The sequence below is a fragment of the Shewanella colwelliana ATCC 39565 genome (assembly GCF_000518705.1).
GTDB lineage: Bacteria > Pseudomonadota > Gammaproteobacteria > Enterobacterales > Shewanellaceae > Shewanella > Shewanella colwelliana.
Genome location: NZ_JAEC01000039.1, coordinates 12,472 through 38,141, shown reverse-complemented (window position 1 = coordinate 38,141; position 25,670 = coordinate 12,472). Strand labels below are relative to the sequence as shown.

The 25,670-nt window shown below is 46.5% G+C and carries 20 protein-coding genes; 13 read left to right on the top strand and 7 right to left on the bottom strand.

Annotated features, from left to right (window positions below; all coding sequences use genetic code 11):
- The first annotated feature begins 453 nt into the window (after window positions 1–453).
- Window positions 454–858: a hypothetical protein gene (locus L876_RS0115125; RefSeq protein ID WP_156029438.1), complete on the top strand. Its 405-nt coding sequence runs from the start codon at window positions 454–456 to the stop codon at window positions 856–858.
- A complete protein-coding gene (locus tag L876_RS22790) occupies window positions 855–1,016 on the top strand; it encodes a hypothetical protein (RefSeq protein WP_162149005.1) in 162 nt (53 codons plus the stop codon). Before L876_RS0115125 ends, L876_RS22790 begins: the two co-directional genes overlap by 4 nt.
- Window positions 1,017–1,042: 26 nt before the next feature.
- On the opposite strand, the gene L876_RS0115115 is transcribed toward L876_RS22790, so the two are convergent.
- From L876_RS0115115 to L876_RS0115105, 3 genes are read right to left on the bottom strand one after another with little or no spacing between them, the layout of a single operon-like run.
- Entirely contained in the window at window positions 1,043–2,431 is a 1,389-nt protein-coding gene (locus tag L876_RS0115115; RefSeq protein ID WP_028764572.1) for an ATP-binding protein, read from the bottom strand.
- Window positions 2,432–2,439: 8 nt separating this feature from the next.
- On the bottom strand, window positions 2,440–3,120 hold the full coding sequence (locus tag L876_RS0115110; protein ID WP_028764571.1) for a response regulator transcription factor: 681 nt from the start codon (window positions 3,118–3,120) through the stop codon (window positions 2,440–2,442).
- A gap of 28 nt (window positions 3,121–3,148) precedes the next feature.
- Window positions 3,149–3,469: a PepSY domain-containing protein gene (locus L876_RS0115105; RefSeq protein WP_028764570.1), complete on the bottom strand. Its 321-nt coding sequence runs from the start codon at window positions 3,467–3,469 to the stop codon at window positions 3,149–3,151.
- A 263-nt stretch (window positions 3,470–3,732) separates the two neighbouring features.
- On the opposite strand from L876_RS0115105, the gene L876_RS21875 reads away from it, so the two are divergent.
- The 7 genes from L876_RS21875 (at window position 3,733) to L876_RS0115070 (ending at window position 11,981) form a co-directional block, all read left to right on the top strand.
- Complete coding sequence (locus L876_RS21875) at window positions 3,733–4,593, top strand: choice-of-anchor H family protein (RefSeq protein ID WP_051413153.1); 861 nt, start codon at window positions 3,733–3,735, stop codon at window positions 4,591–4,593.
- Between the two features lie 155 nt (window positions 4,594–4,748).
- Window positions 4,749–5,486 (top strand): cytochrome b/b6 domain-containing protein, encoded by a 738-nt coding sequence (locus tag L876_RS0115095; protein WP_028764569.1) that lies wholly within the window; start codon window positions 4,749–4,751, stop codon window positions 5,484–5,486.
- A gap of 260 nt (window positions 5,487–5,746) precedes the next feature.
- Window positions 5,747–6,295: a porin family protein gene (locus tag L876_RS0115090; RefSeq protein ID WP_028764568.1), complete on the top strand. Its 549-nt coding sequence runs from the start codon at window positions 5,747–5,749 to the stop codon at window positions 6,293–6,295.
- Window positions 6,296–6,496: 201 nt separating this feature from the next.
- Window positions 6,497–7,033: an outer membrane protein gene (locus L876_RS0115085; protein WP_028764567.1), complete on the top strand. Its 537-nt coding sequence runs from the start codon at window positions 6,497–6,499 to the stop codon at window positions 7,031–7,033.
- Window positions 7,034–7,269: 236 nt separating this feature from the next.
- Window positions 7,270–9,696 carry a TonB-dependent receptor gene (locus tag L876_RS0115080; protein ID WP_028764566.1) on the top strand — a complete coding sequence of 809 codons (2,427 nt, stop codon included), beginning with the start codon at window positions 7,270–7,272 and terminating at the stop codon, window positions 9,694–9,696.
- Between the two features lie 156 nt (window positions 9,697–9,852).
- Window positions 9,853–11,175: a M20 metallopeptidase family protein gene (locus tag L876_RS0115075; RefSeq protein ID WP_028764565.1), complete on the top strand. Its 1,323-nt coding sequence runs from the start codon at window positions 9,853–9,855 to the stop codon at window positions 11,173–11,175.
- A 257-nt stretch (window positions 11,176–11,432) separates the two neighbouring features.
- Window positions 11,433–11,981, top strand: coding sequence for a type II secretion system protein (locus tag L876_RS0115070; protein WP_028764564.1), 549 nt, complete (start codon window positions 11,433–11,435; stop codon window positions 11,979–11,981).
- Between the two features lie 78 nt (window positions 11,982–12,059).
- Here the strand turns inward: L876_RS0115070 and L876_RS0115065 are convergent, their stop codons facing one another.
- Complete coding sequence (locus L876_RS0115065) at window positions 12,060–12,860, bottom strand: molybdate ABC transporter substrate-binding protein (RefSeq protein WP_028764563.1); 801 nt, start codon at window positions 12,858–12,860, stop codon at window positions 12,060–12,062.
- A gap of 329 nt (window positions 12,861–13,189) precedes the next feature.
- Between L876_RS0115065 and L876_RS0115060 the strand changes: the two genes are divergently transcribed.
- Window positions 13,190–13,774 (top strand): lipid-binding SYLF domain-containing protein, encoded by a 585-nt coding sequence (locus L876_RS0115060; protein ID WP_028764562.1) that lies wholly within the window; start codon window positions 13,190–13,192, stop codon window positions 13,772–13,774.
- A gap of 80 nt (window positions 13,775–13,854) precedes the next feature.
- Here the strand turns inward: L876_RS0115060 and L876_RS23205 are convergent, their stop codons facing one another.
- The 3 genes from L876_RS23205 to L876_RS0115045 all read right to left on the bottom strand — a co-directional run bounded on the left by L876_RS23205 (window position 13,855) and on the right by L876_RS0115045 (window position 15,449).
- Entirely contained in the window at window positions 13,855–13,977 is a 123-nt protein-coding gene (locus L876_RS23205) for a hypothetical protein (RefSeq protein ID WP_259650978.1), read from the bottom strand.
- A gap of 252 nt (window positions 13,978–14,229) precedes the next feature.
- Complete coding sequence (locus tag L876_RS0115050; RefSeq protein WP_051413152.1) at window positions 14,230–15,063, bottom strand: type 2 periplasmic-binding domain-containing protein; 834 nt, start codon at window positions 15,061–15,063, stop codon at window positions 14,230–14,232.
- A gap of 134 nt (window positions 15,064–15,197) precedes the next feature.
- The gene (locus L876_RS0115045; RefSeq protein ID WP_028764560.1) at window positions 15,198–15,449 is read right to left on the bottom strand and encodes a hypothetical protein; all 252 of its coding nucleotides are present in this window, start codon (window positions 15,447–15,449) and stop codon (window positions 15,198–15,200) included.
- 191 nt (window positions 15,450–15,640) lie between these two features.
- Here L876_RS0115045 and L876_RS0115040 point away from each other — a divergent pair, with 191 nt between their 5' ends.
- The 3 genes from L876_RS0115040 (at window position 15,641) to pulA (ending at window position 25,594) form a co-directional block, all read left to right on the top strand.
- A complete protein-coding gene (locus L876_RS0115040; RefSeq protein WP_028764559.1) occupies window positions 15,641–17,941 on the top strand; it encodes a penicillin acylase family protein in 2,301 nt (766 codons plus the stop codon).
- Between the two features lie 276 nt (window positions 17,942–18,217).
- Window positions 18,218–21,148 (top strand): TonB-dependent receptor, encoded by a 2,931-nt coding sequence (locus tag L876_RS0115035; protein ID WP_028764558.1) that lies wholly within the window; start codon window positions 18,218–18,220, stop codon window positions 21,146–21,148.
- A gap of 108 nt (window positions 21,149–21,256) precedes the next feature.
- On the top strand, window positions 21,257–25,594 hold the full coding sequence (gene pulA / locus L876_RS0115030; protein ID WP_028764557.1) for a pullulanase-type alpha-1,6-glucosidase: 4,338 nt from the start codon (window positions 21,257–21,259) through the stop codon (window positions 25,592–25,594).
- Window positions 25,595–25,670: the final 76 nt, after the last annotated feature.

Below are 25,670 nucleotides of genomic sequence, written 5' to 3'. Positions count from 1 at the left end.
ATAGAAATTTTTATCCGAAACTGACTGGTTAGAGTTAAGACTTTAACTCGGAAGTGTCCAGAAACGATTTAACTTGTGATTACCGTAGCAGCAAGGTCAAATCGAAGAGATAGAAAACTCGGTGCGAACACAGTTGTGACCTTCTGAGGCATGGATGCCGAGGTAGAGCTCACATGGAAGTGCTCGTAGCGTGTCACAAATGTGTTTGCACGTGGGGCCTGCTGCAAGCAATTCAAAACAATGAAAGTCAACGCTACCGTCAGCGAAATAAAAACCAATACAGCCAAATGTTAAACCACAAAAAATGCTAACACCTTCATTCTAAGCGGGCTATGGGTCTAGGTGGCAACGTCTTTTTCATTTTGTTACGGCCCTGATGTATGTTTACCCTCTAAAGGTGAGTACCATGAGTCTTATTATTAAAGGCAATACCGTGGAGAGGAGGCAGGTATTTTGTTCAAATCATTTATGTTGATCGCGACGGGGCGCAGTATCTACTCCACCTATTTTTTGTTGGTGCTGATGGTTGTTGCACCAGCGGCGGTATTTACAGAGTACCTTTGGTTAGATTCGCTTGCTTGGCTGATGCTGATAATAATTGGTGTGTTTGTTGCCATTACTGGCTTGGTGACCTTAAAAGATGGGCTACAAAGCGCACAGTGGCCAAGGGTTGAGGCGCGGGTGAAAAACTGCTCTCTGACTTGGAGAACCAATCGTGGTACAAAATCTTATGCGCCAAAAATAGGGTTAAAGGCCAAGAGTTTACAGGCACTCAGTTTGATTTTAGTGCCAGCTACACCAGTAAAGATAAAGCGCAAGCCTTGCTTGATTCCGTCAGCTCTCAGCGCACATTGGTGATTCACTATAAGCCATCTGATCCGGCTATAAATGTGATTCATCCGGGGGTGTGTTTTGTCCACTATGTACGCATGATTGTCGGCGTGGTGGCTGTGATTGTCGGCGTGGTGGCTGTGGTTGTCGCTGTGTTGAGTTGGCTGGGGATCATCACCTATTAGTCTCCTTCGTTAAGACTAATAAGCGGTTAGGAGGGTTGAGTAAAGCTCACTTGGAAACGCGCGCCACCTAAGATGGGGGATTGATCTATGGTCAGTTCACCTTGGTAGCTGTCGACAAGATCGCGCACTATCGCAAGCCCGATACCGTGGCCTTGCGCATAGGTGTCGGCGCGAGTACCTCGCTCTAAAATCCGCAGGCGCTGTTCGGGGCTAACACCTTGGCCATCATCTTCCACTAAGATAAGCAGTTGCTGCTGTTGCGCAATGATACAGAGACTGACTTGTGATTGCGCGGCTTTGCAGGCGTTATCGAGCAGGTTGCCTAAGATCTCCGTTAGGTCGGTTTGGTCACCGAAAAAGACGCACGCTTCACTGGGTTGGTGCGCATAATCTAGCTTAATGCCTGGGTGTATTTTGGTTAAGGTGCGCAAAAGCTTATCAGAGACAAGGACGACCTTAATCCCCAGATGCCATGCCGTACCAGCCGCCGTTTGAGCGCGTTTAAGTTGATGACCTATGGTGCGGTTAATCTGAATGACTTGTTCAATTGAGGTAGGGCTAAGATCTTTTTGGCTTTGTATTACTGCCAAAGGCGTCTTTAAGCTATGTGCTAGATCCGATAATGCGTTGCGATAGCGGCTGCGCTGACGCTGTTCTGTCGTCAGTAGCGTATTGAGCTGTCTTGCCACTGCCTGTAACTCATTAGGGTATTGCCCAGTTAATTGCTGTGACTCGCCCTGCTGAACCGATTTTAGCTCCTGTTTAAAGCGAGCAAGCGGCTTAAGTGTCCAGGCTAGCCAAGCAAATTGAATGGCAATAAGCACTAACATAAGCAGTAATAGCCAAGTCCACAGGTGTTGGCTAAAGGCGCTTAGCTGCTTGGACACGCTGGTGAAATCTTTGATGATATGTAACGTCAGTGGCGAGGTATCATGTTGGGTGCCCGGCGTGGCGAAACGTACGCTAAAGCTATAGATAAGATGGGGGCGGCTGTCGATAGTGATCTGCCCATACTCACTTTGGCCTACGTCAGGTGTTGGTAGCTTTTCTGGGGCATTTAGACCTAAAAAGGAGTTTGACGCCCATTGCACTGCACTGGCTGATTGCGGTGAGGTTGCATTGGCATCTGTGCTGGTTATCAGTGCATATAGGCCTGAATTAATCACGTTAAACTGATTTTCCAGTAGGCTTTCTGGCATCAAGAGTTGCTTATTCTCCACCTCTGTGACCGCCAGCACTGAATAGAGGTAGGCGGTAAGTTGCTCTTCAACATTGCTCAGTACTTGTTGTTTAAAGGCATTGTTGAGGGCGACCCCAATGGTGGGCAACACGATGACTGTTAGCAGCACTGCGCTTAAAATTAAGCGAGTACGCAGTGAATTAAGTCGTTTGCCTGAGGTATTGGGCGTGCGCATTAGCTTACCTATTTCGCAGACAATGAGTTGAGTCGATACCCTTGGCCGCGCAGAGTTTCGATAAGTCCGTATTGCCCTTCGGGATCGAGCTTTTTACGTAGGCGACGAATAAAGACCTCAATAACATTGGAGTCCAAGTCAAAGTCTTGATCGTAGATATGCTCAATCAACACGCTTTTTGATTTGACCTCACCGATATGCAGCATGAAGTATTCAAATAGTTTGTATTCTGAGCCACTTAAGTTGATCTGTTTCTCAGCGACTTTAATTTCATGGCTACTGGTATTAAGGCTAACCGGGCCATTTTGGATAAGCGGGCTAGACTTGCCGGCCGACCGCCTGATAAGTGCTTTGAGACGAGCGACTAACTCTTCAGGGTGAAAAGGTTTAGTCAGGTAGTCGTCTGCCCCCGCATCTAAGCCTTCGACTTTATCTTGCCAGCTATCACGGGCGGTGAGGATTAAGATAGGGTAGTCAATCGCTTGTTCGCGCAGTGTGGTGATTAATGCTATGCCGTCGAGCTTTGGTAGTCCGACATCGATAATGGCGGCATCATAGGGATATTCTTGCCCCTGAAACAGCCCTTCTTCGCCATCGCTGGCAACATCTATGGTGTAGTTGGCGTCCACTAAATGCTGCTTTAAATTGCTTTGCAGTGCCAAATCATCTTCAACTAATAGCAGTCGCATGCCTCTCTCCTTTGCGTTTAAGCTGGGCTTATCGCCTGCTCATCTGTCCTGTTACGGCATCAATAGAGACATAAAACACTACTCCGTCGGCGCTGAGTAGCTTGGCTCGGTAGCCGGGGTTGCCGTTGACCTTGCTTGATTGCACACTGAGAACTTTGCCACCATATTGGCTTTTAACCATTTGGGTCGCTTGTTGACGACTTTTGACGCGTAGATTTTGCTGGCTGCTCTTTTGAGCTGCCATCAACATACTACTGCTGGCAAATGTCGATAACTCAAGCTGTGCTGCTTTACCCGTAATGGGTAGCAGTAAACACGCTGTTGTTATCAAAATCATACCTGTTTTCATCAAAAGCACCTGTATTCTAATCATCTGCTCAGTGTAAAAGATCCTATAAAAATAAGAAACATATCTAGCAAGCAAGGGGTGTTTTGTTGTCTCATTACGCCCATTACATTGAAAGTATCCATCGACCAAGATGAACATTAGCTGAATGTGCTGTGGTCTCCATCCTATTGAATCTGTGTGTTTTTAGCGTTCAGCTTGTGTTCATTTTAATTGGGCTTTAATGGCTGCAACGGTTACATAACAGCTTGAGATGGAGAGTGATGATGAAATCAATCATTAAAGCAAAACAACCTAAGGTTAAGTATCTAAACGGTGTGCTGACTAAGCTGCCACTGTTGATAGCATTGGGCGCGTCATTGAGTGCAAGTGCCGATGAAGCGGTTATTGGTACCATGGCTAGCGCATCATCGGTAGCGATTGAGCAGCGAAGCGGTGCCGCTCCACAATATTTTAGTCGCAGTACCCAAGAGATGAATGCGCAGCAGTTAAAAGGTGCGTTGGAGATCAAGCAGATGGCAGTGATGCCAATTGAGAGACTGACACGTGATCAGGTTGTTGCCCAGCGCCAGCAAAAAAGTGACAAGTCCACAGCGTTGCGCTCCTCTGCCGAGCGTTTAGCTGCGGGCGTTTACTATGAATTTGCCATTTATGAAGCCAGCAGTCGGCTGTTTGAAGATGTTGACTATGATGGCTTTTATCGCACTTTTAGTGTGACCTTTGATGCAGATCTGCACACCAGTTATTTTAACCAAGCTGTCGATGTTTATGCTGATCTTTATTTGAGTCGAAATGGCGGTCCTTGGGAGCTGTTTCATACCACAGATACCTTCACTATTGTTGACGATGCCAGTGATGATGACTTTGAGGTGCTGACAACCTTGCATAGCGGATACCCAACGGATCATTATGATGTGCTGATCGATCTCTATGAGGTGGGTTACAGTGATATTGTGGCGACTATCAGTAGTGATGATGTGGATGATCTATATGCTTTGCCGCTTGAGAGTGCCGATCGTGACCCCTATGAAGAGGTGACAACTGAGGTGATTGTTGGTGGCTCGCTTTCAACTTTAGGTCTGTTTTTCCTCTCTGGCCTAGCAGGGCTTAGGCGACGTCTTGGTTAACGGGAGTACGACCTTATATTGGCCATCTTCCAGTTAAAGGTGAGCGGTTGCTCGCCTTTGGCTTTCTCTTCTATGAAGCAAATTTCACATAAAATTTTCTTTTAAAGGCGTATATTGTTCACTGATGAGATTGTCCAATGTTGTGGGGGGAGAATATGGATCAAGACGGTCAAGGTATAACTGAGCAAGCTAAGGTCTATCGAGTATGGGATAGGCCGACTCGCGTGTTTCATTGGTTCAATGTGTTTTGTGTTTCTACGCTGATATTCATTGGTTTTTTAATGCTATTTAGAGGTGACTTAGGCATAACTGGCCTAGAGGCTAAGATTAAACTTAAAACGCTTCATGTGTGGGTTGGTTATCTGTTTGCCATAAATTTGAGCATCAGGTTGTTATGGGGAGTGATGGGGTCAAGCGGTGCGCGCCTATCTAAGATGTTACCCAATTTTGCTGCGGTTCGCCGATATAAGGCTCAGCTCAAACAGGGGGCATCACCACAGTATTTACACCATAATCCTCTGGGTAATATTGCCGTGTTTGCGATGATGTTGTTGCTGGTTATTATCATGCTTACGGGGTTAGTTCGCGCTGGAACAGATATCTACTATCCTCCTTTAGGCGGTGTGGTGAGTGATTATTTAGCTCAGCCGGGTGTAGCGGGCGGATCATTAAAACCCTATGATGAAACCGGTGTCGATAAGCAAAAAGTAGCGCAGTTAAAGCCGTTGAAATCGTTAGCCGGTACTGTACATGTTTACGGTGTTTACCTGCTCATGCTCATTATTGCCTTACATATAGCCGGGGTGATTTTAGCTGAGGTTAAGCATCAACCTGGTTTAGTATCGGCAATGATATCGGGTAAAAAACGCTTAACTCGACCACCTGAAGATTAGCCTCTTTTGACCTATCGAGCAGCCATGGTCGGTTTGGGCGACTGATACGACTTTGGCTGCTAAAACTGTTTACGCCCTCTTTTTATACTATTCGACTACTTTTCAGCTGGTTCATTTAGCTGCCATATAACTAGTTTTCCACCGTTAACCCTAAAAATGATAAGTTAACTAGCGAACTCAAACTTTGTCGCTTTTCCTTTATCTGCTAATAGGTTAGGATGCCGTGGTTTTTAAATCGTATTTTGTTATTGGAGTAGAAAATGAAAAAGGGACTTACACTAGTCGCGTTATCGATTACGGCATTATTAAGCAGTGCTACGGCTATGGCTGAGACCGACAAAACTGGTTTCTATGTGGGTGGTAACATTGGCTCGGCTAATTTAACTGTTAATCAGTTTGATGAGTCAGCTGTAAGTGTTGGTGCTTACGGTGGTTATAATTTCACTGAAAACTTTGGCTTAGAAGGTACCTTGTTTACCACTGGTGACTTAGGTGACTACGGTGATATTCGCGCCGCTTCATTTACTGCTGCGCCTAAATTTTCGTACTATTTCAATGATAGTATTTCTATGTTTGCTAAAGTTGGCCTAACGGCAACAGCGGTTGCTGCTGATGAAGATGGCGTCAATAACGACTTCTCTGGTATTGGTTGGGTGTGGGGCTTAGGACTTAACGCTGCGGTTACAGATAAGCTGAATGTCCGTGTTAGCTATGAGATGATCAATGCAGATTTGGAGCATAACCATTTTAATGAAGAGATTGACAGTGAATTGAGCAATATCTCGTTAGGCGTTCACTATCAGTTCTAAGATGTTTTTAAGGGTTGGATATACAAATAATGCAGCTTAGGCTGCATTTTTATTGCTTGTGCCTAACGCCTTAATTGCGCCTTTACTCGCTATAAAGTTGAGCGCGGTAATAATTGCCCCAAGACATGATTAAAGACTTAATATCCCGAAAGTTTTAGTCTATGATGTTAGATACTTGTTAACACATAGGTCGGGGGATAAATGAAGCGATCATGGCTAGTTGTGCTCTCATTAGTTTGTAGTTTAGTTGCTAGTTCGGCTTCGGCAATCGTAGTGAAAGATATCAAGGGCTACTACCTTGGTGCATTGGGAGGTTATTCCCAGCTAGAGGCTGGGGCGTTTGATGAGTCAGCGATAAGCTACGGTGTGTATGGCGGCTACTATTTTAGCAAAAACTTTGCTGTTGAAACGGCCTACGTGATGACTGACAACTATGTTGATGTCGGCGATGTGACCGCAAATCACCTCTCTTTTGCTGCTAAATTTCATCACTACTTTAGTAATACCTACTCGATGTTTATTAAAGCAGGAGCGGCATCGACTAAGGTGAAATCCGATGTGGATTATGATGGTGTCGGTTGGCTATGGGGAGCCGGTTTAAACATGGCTTTTAGCAATAATATTAATGTCCGCTTAGCTTATGAGATGCTTTATACCGACCTTGATACCAATGGTGTGGATGAGCGCGTTGAGAGCGACCTAGGTAATGTGTACCTGGGGATTCATTACCAGTTCTAGACCCTACTTAATTATGAAAAAATGCAGCCAAGTGGTTGCATTTTTTTTATGTCGCTTTTTGTTTTGGCCATTTATTCTACTATTTCATGTGTTTACATTGTAAAAGTCGGTGGTGAAAAAAGTATGTAAAACAAAGGCAAACCCCTCAACGTTTGTATCATCGCCTGAAACACCTGTTGTGATATTAATGATAATAGTTATCATTCGCGCATTATCGAGAGGGGAGATTATAACAAATGAAGCAAATGGGTTTTTCAGTACTTGCGCTTGCCTGCGCAGCACCATGGTTGTCGAGCGTATCGTATGCGCAACAAGAAACAGCCAGTAATGTTGAACGGATAACGGTTTATGGTCGCCAAAATCAAGTGGTGATGAATTCAGGGTTAGCCACTAAATCAGATATGTCATTAATGGAAACGCCGGCTGCGGTAGTGATTGTCGATGAAGAGCTGATCACGACTCAAGGTGCTGGCAATTTGCAAGACTTACTTCGCAATATTAGTGGTGTGACGCAGGCAGGTAACAACTATGGTATTGGCGACAATATTGTTATCCGCGGTCTGGGGGCCAACTATACCTATGATGGCATGTATGGTGGAGCTGGACTTGGCAATACCTTCAATCCAACACGCTCGTTAACCAATGTCGAATCTGTTGAAGTATTAAAAGGGCCTGCTACCGGTTTGTATGGCATGGGCAGTGCTGGAGGGGTGATTAATCTTATTGAGAAAAAACCACAGTTTGAAGCCAATCACGAGTTTACCGCTGAGGTGGGTCAGTGGCAAACCTACTCCTTAGCGTTGGACACCACTGCGGGGTTAACCGAAAACCTTGCTTATCGTTTGGTGGCTAAATCGGCTCGCAGTGATGGTTATCGTGAAATAGGTACCGACCGTGATGAGGTGTATGGGTCACTTAAGTATCAATTTGATGATGATCAAGACCTCATGTTAAGCGTTGCGTATATTAAGGACGCCATTGCGGTTGATTCGATTGGTCATCCTATTCGTATCTATAACGCAGATTCGGTTGGCGGGAAAACTGCCGGTGATGTGAGCTGGGAAGACTTGACCAATGACCCTAACGGCGTTGGGATTCAACTTACTGACGAGCAACGCCAGCAATTAGCAAATTCGTTATCATCAAATGATGGATTAACACCTTATGCATTTGGTCATGCGGGCATTATTTCGCCCATGGCGAAAGACAATGAAGGTGAAGAGCTAAGGTTTAAATTAACTCACAATCTGTTTTTAACGGATAATCTGTTTCTTAATCAACAGTTACAGTATCGCGATTACCAGTCAGGGTTTGCGCGCCAAACAGGCGCCTATAACTATGTGTACTGGAATCGAAGTGGAACCATTAATGCGGATCCGCGTGCGCCACTGGTTGTCGATGATGTGTTATATCCCTTCGCTGCGCGTCGACAGGAATATCGCCAAGTTTCGGCCGATGAGACCTCATGGCAATACTTTGCGGACTTGCGCTATGATTTTCAAATTGGAAATATAGATAACGAACTGTTAGTGAATGCCAACTATGAAGATCGCAACATTCGTTTCAAGCAGTACTCTATTTATGATGCCGATAAGGTGATTAAAAACAAAGCGGGTGAACAGATCTATCAAGGGCGTTTGCCGTACATTTTTGATATTAGAAAGCCTAACTGGGCTCAAGGCCAATTTAGCGATTATGACCCGCTACTTACCAGTAACTATGATAAGAAAGTGAGTGCATGGGGAGTCGGTATACAGCATGTGGGTTACTTTGGTTATGGGTTGACTAGCCGCATCGGTGTTGCATTTAATGATATTTCACAAAGCTATCAACACTTTGGTGTGGACTCTCGCTATAGTGCAAGCCGAGCGCAGCCTACGCCAGAGGCTGACACCTCTGATGACGGTATTACCTATAATCTTGGTCTGACTTATATGCCGAGCGATGATCTCTCATTCTTTGTTAATCACTCTAAGGGACGAACCGCTTATAGCATCTTAGGCAGTGTGAAAGGGGATGGTCAAGATAGGCTCGACTCTGAATCAATTAGTAATGATCTTGGCATGCGATTTAAAGCCTTTGATGATCAGATGTTAGCATCCTTGGTGCTGTTTAAAAGTTCTCGCACCAACCTGCAGTACAACAATAAAGATTATGAGGCTGGCGTTTCTGCACCTGGTATACCGCAGTATTATTATGATGGTAGCGAAGAGACTTCAGGTGTCGAACTGGATCTCAATGCCCATTTAAACGATCAATGGTCGATTAACTTAAACGGCGTTTATCAAGACGCCAGAGACAAAAAAGATCCCAATAGTGGTAGCTTTGATACTCGTCAAAAAGGCGTTCCCTATGTTACCGCGAGCGCATGGGTGACCTATGGTGCTCAGTGGTTCAATCTGTCGAGTCCGCTAAGCATAAGCATGGGTGCTAAATATGTTGATGAACGCAGCACTAACTCTAGTTCATTCGGTATTCCTGATGGCTATGTAGCAAGCTATACCGTAGTGGATACTGCCATTGGTTATGATACTGATGATTGGCGGGTTCAACTTAACGTGAACAATCTCTTCAACGAAGCTTACTATGCAAAGGCCGTGTTCCTTGGCGGTATGCCAGGCGAGGAGAGGAATGCCAAGCTAACCTTTACCTATCGTTTATAATTGATGCCGTATAAAAAATGCAGCCAATTGGCTGCATTTTTTATTTACGTAACTGGGGTTATTCAATATTGTGCTTTTCCCGTATCCAGGGACGATTTATGTTTTCATTGACTCTGTGTTAGGTTAAAAAATAAACTTTTAACAGATGACGACACTATGACTATTGATAGAAAACTCTTCACACTAGCGATGGCTGGGCTGTTGGTCACATCCTCTGTGCATGCCACAAAATTGCAAGATTCTATTAAAGTGGCGATGCCTGAACTGGAATCGCTGTATCTCCATCTGCACCAATACCCTGAACTGAGCTATCAAGAGAAAGCTACCAGTGCACGACTCGCGATGGAATTCACTAAGCTGGGCTTTGATGTGACCAGTAATTTTGGTGGGTATGGAGTGGTGGCGATTTACAAAAATGGCGCAGGGCCGACAGTCATGGTGCGTGCCGATACCGATGGGCTGCCTATTGCCGAGCAAACGGGCAAAGTGTATGCATCAAAAGTCAAAACGCTAGACGCGAATAATAATAGCGTAGGGGTGATGCATGGGTGCGGCCATGATGTCCACATGACAACATTAGTCGGTACGGCTCAGCAACTACTGATCAATAAAGATAGCTGGCAAGGCACTTTGATGATGGTAGCCCAACCCGCTGAAGAGGTAGGCGGCGGTGCGAAAGCCATGTTAAAGCAGGGATTGTTTACTCAGTTTCCGATACCTGATCATATTTTAGGGCTGCATGTCAGCGCATCTGTACCTGCTGGGAAAGTGGCGATTGCTCCTGGTTATGCCTTAGCGAACGTCGATTCAGTGGACATAACTATAAAGGGCAAGGGCGGGCATGGCGCTTACCCACATACCACTATTGACCCCGTGGTGTTGGCATCAAGGACCGTGCTTGCACTGCAAACCATTTCAAGCCGAGAGGTGTCGCCCCTTGAGCCAAATGTGATAACAGTGGGGTCAATTCATGGAGGCTCAAAACATAATATTATCGGCAATGAGGTCAAACTGCAGTTGACGCTGCGCTCCTATAACCCCGAGGTGCGTTTACAGCAAATCGCTGCCATAAAGCGGATAACAAAAGGGATCGCGGTGAGTGCCGGGTTGCCTAATGCATTAATGCCTGTCGTGGTAGTCGATGAAACCCAATCGATTCCATCAACCTATAATAACCCTGAGCAAACTCTGCGAGTGCAGGCGAGTATTGAACAAGTACTTGGCAATGATAATGTGCTTGAGTCTGCCCCTGTGATGGCGGGGGAAGATTTTGGTTTATATGGATTGACAGCGCATCAACGTCCGATAACGCTTTTTTGGTTGGGGGCAGTACCACCCAAGCTATATGAATTAAGTCTTAAAAGTGGTGATACTTTGCCCTCGTTGCATTCGAGTCAGTTTGCGCCTGATTACCCCCTTGCAATTAGTACGGGGGTACATGCCATGAGTCAGGCAACAATTGATCTGTTTAAACCCTAGTTTTTAGGTTGTTAATTGTTAACCATTAGACGATGTTGATCATAGATCTGTGTTTACCTATCCTGTTTGCTATTGAGATATCGGTGTGTCTCTTGTTGTGTCTCTTGTTGTAGTAAGTCTGGGTTGTGATTGTTGTTTATCATTGTTTTACAATGCGTTAATTGGTTGGTGTGACTTGTCGTTTCAATGGTGTTTTACCTTGCTAGCGCCTGAGTGTTTGCGTAAGTTTCGCAACACTTGTAACGGCGGGGTGGTAAATGAAGCAACAGAAAGGTTTTACGCTTATTGAGCTAGTGATGGTGATTCTTGTGCTGGCTATAATTAGTGTCATTGTTGCACCAAAGTTGCTATCGCTGTCAAGTGAGTCTCAAACGGCAATGATTAAATCCGTTGGCGGTACCATAGCTTCAGTGAATCAAATGGTGAACTCCAAAACCCAAGTCGTTGGGATTGCTGATAAGGGAGACTGTTCCTATTCATGTGGTGGTGATCCACACTGGGATGTGTTGGTCGGTTATTATTTTGTTGATATCTCCGGTACTCGTCTTTACGTGTATAACGGTTATCCTATGGCAACACAGTTTGATCCTGTGGTGCAAAAAAACTATAAAACCGTGATGGGATTGAGCGATGATGACTGGTTAGTTGAGCCATATATAAATAGTCACGCGAGTGGAATTATTCCGATGAAATTTAAAGATAAAGTTGCTGATATTAAAAGTGGTAATTTTAAATGTCATTTGGAATATGTGGCACCTACTAGTGGTCGGAGTTATGCCCTGAAAACGTTAACCTATGATTGTTGATGCCCAAGAATGTTCGAGGTTTTAGATAAATTAACAGCGCGGCTTATGGCGCGCTGTTGCGCTAAACATAAGCTGCTATTACGGCAGTGTCGGTGCGTCGAAACCATATTTGGCTAAAATGGTTTGCCCTTGGGGTGATAAGATAAATAGGGCTAATTCTGTTGAATCTACTTGTGCACCTTCGATGACGGTCAAGCCGTAATTTGCCCCGACACTAAGGTTGTCAGGTAGTTGTACTATCTTCAATTGACTCACCTCTTTTTGCGCAAGTACCGCATTAGTACAGTATGTTAAGAATATATCCGCTTGGTTGTTTTCCATCACCCAGCCATAAGGGTTGCGTCCATCTGGTGATTTCGCACTTTTTGGCCCACCAGTTAGTTGCAGTGCTTTATTACTGAGTGTCATTTGTGCGCCTGCTGATACGGCCTCTGCGCGATCAAAAACCTTAAATGCATAGTCACCAGCGGGATCGGCTTTTGGGGTTGATGTACCTAAACGAATTTTATTGTTTAACATGTGAGCCAATAGACTCTCAGAGGTTACGTTGATAGTGGGTTGCGTTAATGCACAGAGTTTATTGCGGGCAAACATCACTACTGATCCACTTTTTCCCTCTTTATTTAAGGCTCTTGGGTGTTTCATATTTGCCGAGGCAAATAGGTCAACATTTTCACCTTGTTCGATACGCTTCCTCAGTAAGCCAGATGGCGCAAACTGGGGAGCGACTTGAGCATGACCTTGTGTTTGGTACGCCTCGATCACCTCTGTCATCGCTGTCTTTAAGCTGCCAGCAGCGCGAAATTCTATTGGCGCTGCGTGACTGGTGCCTGATAAAGCGATGAGGGTGAGCGCGAAGAAGATTACTTTGCAGTGCATTTGATTTCCCTATTTTAATGATGAAATGGTTTTGATACGGGCTATAAAAGCGCAGTTCATTTTGGGCTGCAATGCTTGTTGAGAGTCAATGTTCAGACTTGCTACAGAGATCGGTAAAGTAGTAAAGAGACTGAGACAAATTGTCTACTTTTGATCATAAAATTAACTCTGCCTCTCAGTTACTTTCGATATTCATATCAAAATTTAAAGACTCAGCTAGCTCAATTTTGTGCATTAACTATTGTTAGCTATATTTATCTCTAGCTCAGTAATTCAAAATTTATCAGATGATCAGCCTTTATATAGGCAATACATAGTGAGGACATTGCATGTTAAAGATAAACAGATTGGCGGTTACGTGTGCCCTGGTTCCAATGGTTTTATTGGGCTGCGCTACGGGTGACACACCAGAATCGAAAAAAGCCAATGCGCGTAAAGAGACGCAAGAGGCGCTACAAGAAATCTATAAAGAACACCCTGCTGCAAAGACTGCGGTAGCGGAGGCTGTGGCGCATGTCGTGTGCACGGGTAGCAACAGTTACCTATTTGCCTTATCGACTGGTGGCGGGGTTTGCGTGCTCAGCGAAAAGGGGGCAACCTCCTATTACCGATTTGCTACAGGTGGCGTCGGTGCCGGCATTGGCTGGAAACAGGTAGCATTTGTGCAAGCATTTATGAAAGCCGATGCAGTAAAACGTTTTAAAGAGTCTGGTTATGAGGGCCAAGCGCAAGCGGAAGCCAGTGCTAAATATGAAGAGAGCGGCGATCAAGCATCAGCCAACCAATCAGCCGATCTTGATGGCGTTAAAACTTACCAAGTCAACTTGATGGGCGCTGCTGCGCAGGCAACGGTACAAGGTTATAAATATTGGCCAACCGATTTCAGTGACGATTTTATGGAACATAAAGAGTAATCACTAGCGGTTTAGTGTCAATGCCGCGTCATTGTCTGACTAAGACTGTTATGCGGCATTTTCTTGGGTGACGATGGCACTTACATGTAAATTAATACACCCACACCTTTGCCAATGAAAAAAGCGATAAGGCCAAGCAAAAAGATCATGGCTAAGGCCAAAAGAGGTTTAGCCAGCTCTGGGGTTGAATTCCAAACTTTCATTAATGTTTCCATACGATAATCCATCTCCCTGACGGTCGTTGAGCTGTGACATTTTTACTGATAACTAAGCGGCATCGAGGTATGCTCATGATTAAGTTTAGTCGGAATCAAGATTGATAGAAAGCATTAAGTTTAATTTTTACACTCATACTGTGAGCGTACACCTGTAACACTTTTTGTCCCCATTTAGTGGCGCTCTGATGGTCATGGTAACGATGCTTAACGAACAAGTGATGCGGTCATTTTTGGTGTTTAGTTGTCGAAATATTTCGCCCTGAGCTGTTCGGTTTCACCGCTTAATTTCATTGCCGTTAACGCCATAGACATCGCATAGGCGATGGAATCTTTATGGGGCGCAAACTGAATGTTCATGGGCGATACAGGGCGTTTCGCATCGTAATTGAGGTTTGCTTGCTGTGCAAAGTGCTGACTCTTACGGGAAAACCCCATGTACATATCATGTTCAGCTTCACAGCATTGTGGGTGCAGCGTTAAATCACTATGCCGACCATGATCTAAAATGTAGCGTAAAGTGGCTTCGTCATAGGTAAAAAAATCTCCTTTACGTGCGCTCAGTAAATCGAGGGCTTGCTCTACATCCATATCCGCTGGCTTGCGCAATAGGACCCCATCGGGAATGCCGGTGACTTCATAGCCACCAGGTGAAATGAGTAATATCGCCTCACTACCAACTAGCTCGTCTAATGAGCTAATTTGCGGTTGAAAACGATGACTAATGCCAGTGTATCGCTCAGTCAATCCATTAGGAATAAACTGCGCAAAGGTATCCCGTTCAGTGTTGAAACCTAGGCCTGGGTAGAAATCTACTGTGCCTAGCATAATCTGTCTGAGTATGCGGTGTTTGGGCTGGCGAACGATACTGAGTTTACAGCCAATACGCTGCGCTGCAGCGCTATATAATGCTTGATACAAACCTTCATTATTGGGTGCGGCTTGTATATAGGGTTGGCGTTCACTTGTGCGATATCCCATGGTGATCTCACAGCCGTAGACACTGCTGCTCAGCTGCATGGTTGTGAGCAACGCAAGTATTAGCTTGATAAGCAGATCTTTTCCACTATTCAAAGGTCACCGATATTTTTGTTTAGGACATGCTGCAGTCATTATGGTTGGAAATGTCAATTTCGGCGAAGTTTATCAAAGCAAAATCGTGAGTGAATGATGGCATTGCTCTATTGCCTGGGCTCCTTTTTAGCGACTCATTTCATGAAGACTTTGCTGCCGACAAACTTTAATGCTGGCGCACCTCTGATTAAGGTTTCTCGGGCAAAATGTTGCTGGCAGCTAGGACAGACACCGGCATTTTGGGTGAAATCGTCGACTATACGTTCCTTAAAGCACTTAATTAGTGCGCCTTTGCCGCCTTTTCGATATTTAAACAGTTGAGTTTTGCATTGGCTGCAAAAAATATCAACAGTGCGAGTAGGGCCTTTTTTATTGGGTTTTGCCATGGCTGACTCATGCTCCTTTGAGGTGATGTTACTAGAATAGAGAATACTTAAGCAGCATCGACTTCCCTTGCCGAATTAGTGTGTCATCTGTCAGAAAAAGCCACTAATACTCAACAGAGCTTAATGACTGTTAACATTTAAGCAACTTGGTTATAGTGAGCAAAGTCGTTTACCTATCATTGCCCTACACCATGAATAAAATTATAAAAATGAGCGTTATATCTCTGCTATCTCTAATCTTTATTTTGATAGTGGCGGTCTACATTGGCTTACATCTTAGTTTACCTAAACTCACTGGCGAAGTGAAAACCATTAAGGTGAGTGGGCCTGTCACAATCGAACGGGATCGCTTAGGCACTGCTGTGATCAGTGGCAAAAACCGTCAAGATGTCGCCTTTGCGCTAGGGTTTGCCCATGGGCAAGACCGCTTCTTTCAGATGGATCTGCTGCGGCGCAATTCGGCGGGTGAGTTAGCTGAGATATTTGGACCTGCGGCGCTAAATTTAGATAAAAGCCGTCGTTTTCATCAGCTGAGAAAACGCGCCGAACAGATCGTTGCTCAATTACCCGCAGCGCAGAAGCAGCTACTCGAGCGTTATGCCGATGGTGTCAATCAAGCGTTGGCCGAACAGTCGCTTAACTCTTTTGAATACCTACTCACTCGCTCGTCGCCAAAACCCTGGGTGAGTAGTGATAGTCTGCTGGTCATCTATAGCATGTACTTAGATCTGCAGGGTAACACCATTAAACGTGATATGACCTTAACCTTGATTGATCATCTTTTCGGTACGCCGATGCGGCAGTTTATCACCCAAGCATCCAATTATCAGGCACCGCTCGATGGCAGTATCATTGCTAATCAAGGTACGGCGATCCCTATGCTTGACGAGCACTTGATGGCGCATCGACGAGAACTACCTATAGAAGAGTTAGCCGAAGTGGGCAGTAACAACTGGGCAGTAACTGGGGCGCTGACTGAGTCGGGCCGAGCTATGTTGTCCGACGATATGCACCTCTCTTTTGCCGTACCGATTATTTGGTATCGTGCCCAGCTCAATTACCCCGATGCCACTGGCGATAAGGTACAGGTGACAGGTGTGTCGCTGCCGGGGGCTCCCGCGATTGTGGTCGGCACAAATGGCAAAGTGGCTTGGGGATTTACCAACGCTTATATCGACACCGCAGATTGGATAGCTATCGACAACAGTGAAATGTTAACCACTGAAAAGGAAGTGATAAAGCTACCGGCATCTGAGGTGGCGTATCAGTTTCCTATGTCGCGCTTTGGTCCAGTTAAGCAGTTAGCTGGGCATCAATATGCGCTAAGTTGGGTAGCTCATAGAGATTATGCGGTTGACATGGAGCTGATGGGGCTAGAGACGGTCGACAGTGTCGATGAGGGCTTAGCGATAGCGAAACACTTTGGTATACCAGTACAAAATTTGCTGATTGTTGATGATAAGGGTAATGCGGCTTGGCAGCCTGCTGGCGCCGTACCAGCCCGAACTAACAGTGCCGATATTGCTCAGCAACATGATGAAGTTCAGTGGAATAACTGGTTGCAAGATGAACTTGAGTTACCGCAAGTTAAAAACCCCAGTAGCCAACGAATTTGGACGGCTAATGCACGAGTGATGTCAGTACAAGAGGCAGAGCGATTCGGTGATGGTGGCTATGCGCTGGGCGCAAGAGGGATGCAGATCCGCGATAGATTGCTTGCACAAGACAGCTTTGATGAAGCGGATTTTTATCGGATTCAGCTCGATAATGAGGCGAAGTTTTATGCGCCATGGCATGAGTACTTGGCCAAGGCATTGATGACGCAACCTAAGCGATTTGCAAAAGATATTCAGTACCTGAGAGATTGGGGTCAATGTGCCTGTGCAGACTCTGTCGGTTTTACGCTGGTAAAACACTTTCGTAGTCGTTTAATCGATGCCAGCTTTGCGCCAATTGAAGCGAGTCTCAATAAGCATACGATGAGTTTGTCTGTGCTTAAACGCTACCTTGAACCCGCGATGTGGCAGTTACTGGCTGAGCAACCAACCACTTGGTTACCTGACGGTTTCGATAACTGGCAAGCCTTTACCATTGATGCCTACGTTCGCTCCACAGAGCATCTTATGGCTAAGTATAGCGAAGGTGGTGAGTACGAAGATTTAGCATGGGGTAAGGTGAATACGTTACATATTCAGCATCCCTTTAGTAAGCAAATACCGCTTTTGAGCCGTTGGCTCGATATGCCTCTGGTGACCGGGTTTGGTGATACGTTCATGCCAGCCGTGCAGCGCTCAAGTTTTGGTGCCTCGCAGCGTTTTATCGTTCAGCCTGGGTTAGAGTCTCAAGCTGTGCTCACCATCCCTGGCGGACAATCAGGTCATCCCTTGTCTAAATATTATCGCGCCGGATTTAACGAGTATGCCGCGGCAGCCTCAACGCCTTTGTTGCCAAGCCAAATAGAAGCCAAGCTCACCCTACAACCGATTAATTAACGCGCTTTACGATAATCATGGTGAATGGCCGACTAGCCATTCACTATATCTCATCTCCTCAGTCATTCTGAATTCTGTATATTTTTCAGTTGATTAAATAGCTATCCCGACCTCGGCCTGTTGCCAATTTGTTATGAATACGTATGCAGTGTGTTGTTGCTAGAATGTTGCCATGCCTAGTATAGCGGGATAAAAAATACCCAATGTTTGCATTAATCTGAGTCGTATAACTGAGCGTTGGGTGACAAAAAGTCCAAAAAGGTGAGGGGATTATCGATGCTCAAATGTAAACCAAGTATTTTAAGCTTGGCGTTGGCGGCTGCTGGGGTGAGCGTTATGTTTGCGCCAGTGACTGTTGGTGCCGCCGAAAATGTGGAAGATAAAACACCGGCAGAGGTGCTGGTACCGACGCAGGCACCAGTAGAGGAAACCGAGTTAGATCTATCAAATATTGAGCGTATAGAGGTGACTGGATACAGTCGCAGCCTCATTGACTCGCTTAATGCCAAGCGTTTTAGTGATACAGTCTCTGAACAGCTCTCTGCCGATGACTTAGGGGCTTTGCCTGATGTCTCTATGGCCGATGCATTGACCCGTCTCCCCGGCATATCGGCCGTGCGTACCGGCGGACAAGCAGCGGAAATCAATATTCGTGGTATGTCGGGTGGCTTTGTATTTTCCACCTTAAATGGTCGCGAACAGGTATCGACCAGTGGCACACGCAGTATCGAGTTTGATCAATATCCTTCAGAGTTAATCAGCTCCGCCGCCGTTTATAAATCCCCTAAGGCCTCGCTGATTGAGGGGGGCGTTGCAGGGACTGTTGAGCTGGAAACCGCCAGCCCTCTGAGTGCATCCGATACTCATAATTTTATGGTTAACGCGCGGGGCATGTATAACGACCGCGCCAGTGAAGTGTATGGTGCAAAAGAGTATGGCCACCGCTTGAGCTTCTCCTATCAGGGCAAGTTTTTAGATGAAACCTTGGGGGTTGCCCTAGGTTTTGCTCGGCTTGAACAGCCGAGCGTAGCAACTCAGTTCATTGGTCTTGCTTACAACGATAACAAAGATGTCGATGGTGTGGCAGGTGATACCAATGGCCCCATAGATAACCCTGCCAATGAGTACATCAGCGAAGGATTTGAGGTCCAACACCTCGGCGGCGTAGAGACGCGGAATGGTTACATGGGGGCGATTGAATGGACGCCAGTCGATAATTTTACCTTAAAGGCTGACGCCTTTGTGTCGCGCTTTGACAGTGAGGCGTTTGCTAGAGGCTACCGAGTCAAATTAGGCGGACCCTCGGCCAGTGTGGCCAACCCTGTGCTTGATGGTAATGCGGTAATTGGTGGTACGTTTAATCGCAATTCAAAGAGCTACACTCGGGTTGAAATTGTCAACGATGACAACCAAGATTTTGATGAGGTCAACAGCTTTGGTGTGAATGCCGATTGGCAGCTCACCGATGACCTTAGTGTCTCTGCGGATGTCTCCTATTCGTCGGCAAAAAGCGATTTTCGTAACGGCCTGTTGTGGTCAAATGTCGCCGTTGATGCCAATGCAGACAGCCCAGTGTTTGATGAGAATGTCTCTATCAGTTACCAGTTAAATGGTTTAAATCTGCCTGATGTTGGCTTTAATCAAGCTGGAGCCTTTTCCGATATCGATCGGGTTATGGTGAGTAAATATGGTATTTATCCTTTTGTAAATGAGGATGAAGTTAAAGCTTACCGTTTAGACTTTACCTATCTTTTAGACAACGATTACATTGCCTCTGTTGAGGTGGGTGCACGTTATTCTGATCGCAACTACTCTAACAACCGCTCGGTATTTGAGTATGGCAATGATGGCGCGTTTTCTAAAAGTGAGCCGCCACTTAAACTGACTAACGATATGGTCAATGTTGTCGATTGGGAAGGTGATTTTAGCTATTTCCCCTCCTATTTGGCTATCGATCTCGACGCCGCACTGAGCGCTTGGTTCCCTGATGGTGTGCCGCAGCCAGTGCAAACTTGGGGGAATGCCGCTGGCGTGTTAGACCCTCAAGGTTACACCAGCAACTACTCTTGGTCGGTGCTGCAAAGTGGTGAGGTGTTCGAGAAGGTACTAGCAGGTTATGTGATGCTCAATATCGACACTGAGATCGGTGATATACCCGTAACGGGTAACTTTGGTGTGCGCATCGTCAATACCGATCAATCTGCTACCTTGCTTGAAAATGTGGCGGGTGATCCCGCGCTTGGTGCACAAAATATTATCGATGAAGTGGGCATCATCAATAACTACTATGCGCCAACGATTAAGGGGATCACTTACACCGATTACCTGCCATCACTAAACTTAAACTTTAAGATCACCGACGATTCGCAAATTCGTTTTGCGGCGGCCAAAGTGATGTCGCGCCCGCCTATTAACCGTCTTGCCGGCGATGCCAGTGCCAGTGTGAGTGATGATGGCATTATCAACGGATCGAGTACCAACAACCCATTCTTGATGCCCTTCTATGCCGATCAGTTTGATCTCTCATATGAGCGTTATTTTGACGAGGGAGCTTTTGTTGCAGCGCTGTTCTACAAGAATATCGACTCCTTTATCGACACCGTTGCGATAGATGATTTCGACTTTAAAGGTAATGGCTTTAACGTGCCTGATTATATTGTTGATCCGGTCAGTGGTGAGCAGATTGAAACCACTAATGGCACTTATACCACTGCAGTTAATAACTCCGAAGGAGGTTATATTCGCGGGTTAGAGCTGGCTTATACCCAAGTGTTTGCTTCACTGCCTGAGGCATGGTCTGGCCTAGGTTTTAATGCCAGTTACTCCTATACCGAAAGTGAGGTGCAGTCGATCACCAGCCTAGGTGGCGACAGCGTGACCCAAGATTTACCCGGTCTGTCTAATAACGTCCTAAGTGCGACACTGTTTTACTCCTATGAAGGATTTGAGACCCGTGTTAGTGCCCGTTATCGCGATGAGTTTGTCTCTGAGCAGGTCGCGATTAATGAGCAAGTGGTCAATTTTGCCGCCGAAACCGTTGTCGATTATCAAGCCTCCTATCAGATGACGGATAGCTTTGGCGTGCTGTTCCAAGTGAACAACCTGACCGATGAGCCCACCAAGAGCTATTTCGGTACCGAGCAAAAGACGGGCACCTTGCAGTATTTTGGTCGCGAGTTCTATCTGGGGTTCACTTATGTCATGTAATCGCAATCAACTGTTACTTACCCAGCAAGGCCTTGGCCATTATCCGTCGTTGGCTCGCTACGCCGACCTAGCCATAACAATAACTAAATTTGTAGGGAGAAATCACTCATGATGAGGTTTTCTAGAATCATGCAACTGACGGCCGTCGCCGTCAGTGTGGGTGCGCTATCTGGCTGCGGTGGGGACTCGTCTGAGCCCGGCCAAGTATTATTGACCTGTGATGTACCTATGGTGCCCGACGCCACGGGCACTAGCTGTGTTGCGCCGCCACCCATCAGTTGTAAGGCGCCTAAATTTCCCGATGCCAACAATGAAAGTTGTATCGTCGGTTATAACCCTGACCTGCCATTGCCGATAGCGACGCCGACGGTAGAGCAGGCGGTGCTCTATTACAACCGCATCAAAGATAAAGATAATTCAGGGAGTAATCCTAATTACCCTGGCTTTAAATTGCACACATGGAATAACGACACCTGTGATGCTTTTGCGCCGCCATTTGATTCAACTGACTGGGCTAACGGCCACTCCTTTGATGGCATAGACCCTAACTACGGGGCTTACTGGATCTTAAACCTGAAAGCGGGCCACAGTGAGTGCGCCAACTTTATTGTTCATGAAGGCACTGAAGGATCGGGTAAGGCGTTAGGTGACGGTGATCTGACCATGAACCTTAAGCCATTCGATGACAGTGCCGCGCCTGAAGCGCAGTTTGATCGCATTAATTTTACTATTCATGGTGAGAGCGATGTCTATGATTTTCCTATTTTAGAGGTGGGATTCTCTATTGGCGGAGCAAGCGCTCATTGGCTAGATAGAAATACCTTAGTGTGGAATGAAGACCCAGATGGCATCGCTAAATTTGCACTGCATCACTCGGCTAATGCGGGCATTGAGGCCGATGACAACAATGTGATTTCTGGCACCCAAGTGACAGTAACCCCTAGCGAACTCAGCGATGAGCAAAAAGCGCTGGTGCCACACTTGGCCGCGTGGCCTGCTTATCATATTGAGTTGTCCGCAGATCAAGCCAAAGCGATCGCAAAGGAGCAGTTAGTGCTAGCGGCCTATGACAGTGACGACAAGCCTGTTGCTGCTACCTTTGTGCAAGCGGCTAAGGTACTCGATGACTTGTACACTAACGCCGAAAACGATGCCGATGAAGCCACGCTTGGTGTGCTTTACAGCGATGCAGAGATTACAACCAAGGTATGGGCGCCAACCGCGCAAAAGGTTGAGTTAAAGCTGTATGACAGCGGAAAAAACCTCACTGATACCAAGGCGATGACATTAGATAGCACCACAGGTATCTGGTCTTATGCCGGTGATATGTCATTGGATATGCAGTTCTATCGCTTTGCGCTGACGGTTTATCACCCAGTGACTAAGAAAATCGAGGTGATTGAATCCACCGATCCCTATTCGCTTAACGTTTCAAGTAATGGCCGTTACAGCCAATTTGTTAACTTGAGTAGCGACGTGCTCAAGCCTGAAGGGTGGGATGAACATAGCGTACCGACGGTTGCAAATCCTGAGGAAACGGTGATTTATGAAGGCCATATTCGTGACTTTAGTATTCGTGATGAGAGCACCTCTGCGGCCAATCGTGGCAAGTATTTAGCCTTTACCGAAACAGACAGCGCACCCGTTACTCATCTAAAAGCCTTGGCCGAAAGTGGTGTCACTCACTTTCATATGTTACCCGTGACGGATATTGCCACCATCAATGAAAACAGCGATGAGCGCATTGAGATAACCGATACCTTAGCCACGCTGTGTGCCAAGATTGAAGACAATGCCAACGCCTGTAAGACTCAAGATAAATCAGCAAGCATAGCGTCTATTTTGGCTGACAGCCTGCCAGGTTCTGGCGATGCACAGGATCTAGTCAACACGATGCGTGGTGTTGATGGCTTTAATTGGGGCTACGATCCACAGCATTTTATTGCACCAGAAGGCAGCTATGCCAGTGAGGCAGATGGCACGGCGCGTATCAAAGAGCTACGCGCCATGAACCAAGCACTGCATGAGATGGGGCTTAGAGTGGTACTGGATGTAGTCTATAACCACACCAGTGCATCAGGACTGTGGGACAACTCAGTGCTCGATAAAGTGGTGCCCGGTTATTATCACAGGTACAACGAAGTGACGGGCGCCATAGAGTCATCTACCTGCTGTGACAATACGGCCACAGAGCATCGCATGATGGACAAATTTGTTACTGATTCACTGGTTATCTTAGCCAAAGAGTATGGCTTCGACGGCTTCCGTTTCGATGTGATGGGGCACATGCCTAAACAGAGTATTATCGATGCTCGCACAGCCGTGCAAGCGGTCGATGCCGATAACTACTTTTATGGTGAAGGCTGGAACTTTGGTGAGGTGGCAGATAATCGGCTGTTTGAGCAAGCGACTCAGGCCAATATGGCAGGCTCAGAGGTTGGCACCTTCAACGACCGGATCCGTGAAGCGGTGCGTGGCGGTGCGCTGTTTGCGCTAGAGCAAAAGGATGACTACCTGCGTGACCAAGATACGCTGCGTCTTTCCATGGCCGGCAATCTGCAAAACTACCTGTTAAAAGATTTTAATGGCAATACGGCAACAGGCAGCAGCTTTAGCTGGAACTCGCAGCCAACGGCTTATGCGCTTGACCCTGCCGACAGCATCAATTATGTCTCAAAGCATGATAACGAAACGCTGTGGGATATTTTACAGACCAAGCATGATGTGGGGCTCAGCCTAGAAAATCGTGTGCGGGTGCAAAATATCGCAGCAACCATTCCACTGATGAGCCAGGGGATTCCGTTCTTGCAGATGGGCGGCGATATGCTTCGCTCTAAATCGATGGACAGAAACAGTTATGATTCCGGCGACTGGTTTAACTGGGTTGACTTCACCAAAGCCAGTAACAACTGGAACGTAGGTCTGCCGTTGGCGCAAGATAACGGCAGCAAGTGGCAGCAGATCGCTGGGATCTCGGCAAACCCCAATGCGGCGGCATCAACGTCTGAGATTGAGTTTGCCTCAATGGCATTCAATGAGTTCTTGAGTATTCGTCGCGACAGCCCGCTGCTGCGATTAACCTCTGAGCAAGCGATTTTAGACAGAGTCGGTTTCCACAATATAGGTAAAAACCAGACCCAAGGCGTGATAGTCATGAGTGTCGATGATGGTGTAGAGCTGCTTGATCTCGACCCCAGTGTCGATGCCATGGTGGTGATGGTCAATGGCAGCAATGCAGAGCTATCACATACAGTGCCAACGGCCACAGGTTTTAGCTTGCACTCAACGCTGGCTCAATCGATTGACAGCACAGTGCGCGGCGCAAGTTTTAGCCAAGGTACCGATGAGGGCACCTTTACTGTGCCTGCTTATACCACGGCGGTGTTTGTTAAACAGCAAGGCAGCATGCAGGGCGAAGGCTTGAGCGCCACAGCAACCGCGGGCGCACCAGATGTAGTGCCTTATGGCAGCACTGAGGTGTTTGTGCGCGGCGGCATGAATGGCTGGGGTGAAGAGGATAAGTTTGTCTATTTAGGCGGCGGTGAATACCGCGTTGCTATTACGCTGGCTGCGGGTGACTACGAGTTTAAGATTGCCTCAGCCGATTGGAGCAGCGTTGACTTTGGTGGCGTTTCAGCTGCTGATGCCGACGTGGTGCAAGATGTGGCAGAGCAGCTTGCTGCGAAAGGGGCAAACCTTAAGTTTAATGCCGCTATCGATGCAACCTATCTATTCTCACTCGATGCATCAGATAAAGAAAACCCAGTGTTAACCGTTTACAACGAAGAGCCTTTTGTGGGGACTCAAGTGTACTTACGTGGCGACATGAACGCTTGGGGAACTGACAATGAGTTAGTCTATATGGGCGGCAGCATCTACCGCGCCGAGATAGCGCTCAGTGCTGGCAATAAAGGCTTTAAGGTTGCATCAAGCGACTGGTCAACGGTGGATTACGGTAGTGGTGAAGCAGATGGTGTGGTGACCTTAGGCGTTGAGAAACTGCTGGCGGTTAAAGGTGGCAACCTCAGTATCGATGTCGATAGCGATGATACTTACACCTTCACGTTCGATATGTCAGACCGCAACGCCCCGGTATTAACCGTGCATAAGACAGAGATGTTTGGTGAAAACACGGTTTATATTCGCGGTGGCATGAACGGTTGGGGCGAAGTGGATGCGCTCAGTTATCAAGGCTCATCCCTCTACAGTGTCGATATTGCTCTAAGTGCGGGAGATAATGAGTTTAAGATCGCCACTGGCGATTGGTCGACCGTGGATTTTGGCGCCATTGCAGGTGAAGAGACTGTGGTGGAAGGGGAGATGAAAACTTTGGCCTCAAAAGGCGCTAACATGCATTTTAATGTACCCGTCGATGGTAGCTATCGTTTTAGCGTGATGGGGCCTGATGCAAGCTCGCCGACCTTAACTGTGACTAAGGTGAATTAATCGCGAGTTTGATAAAACCTGAATATAAAAAAACCAGCGTAAGCTGGTTTTTTTATGAGTTTAGCAATTAGCACCT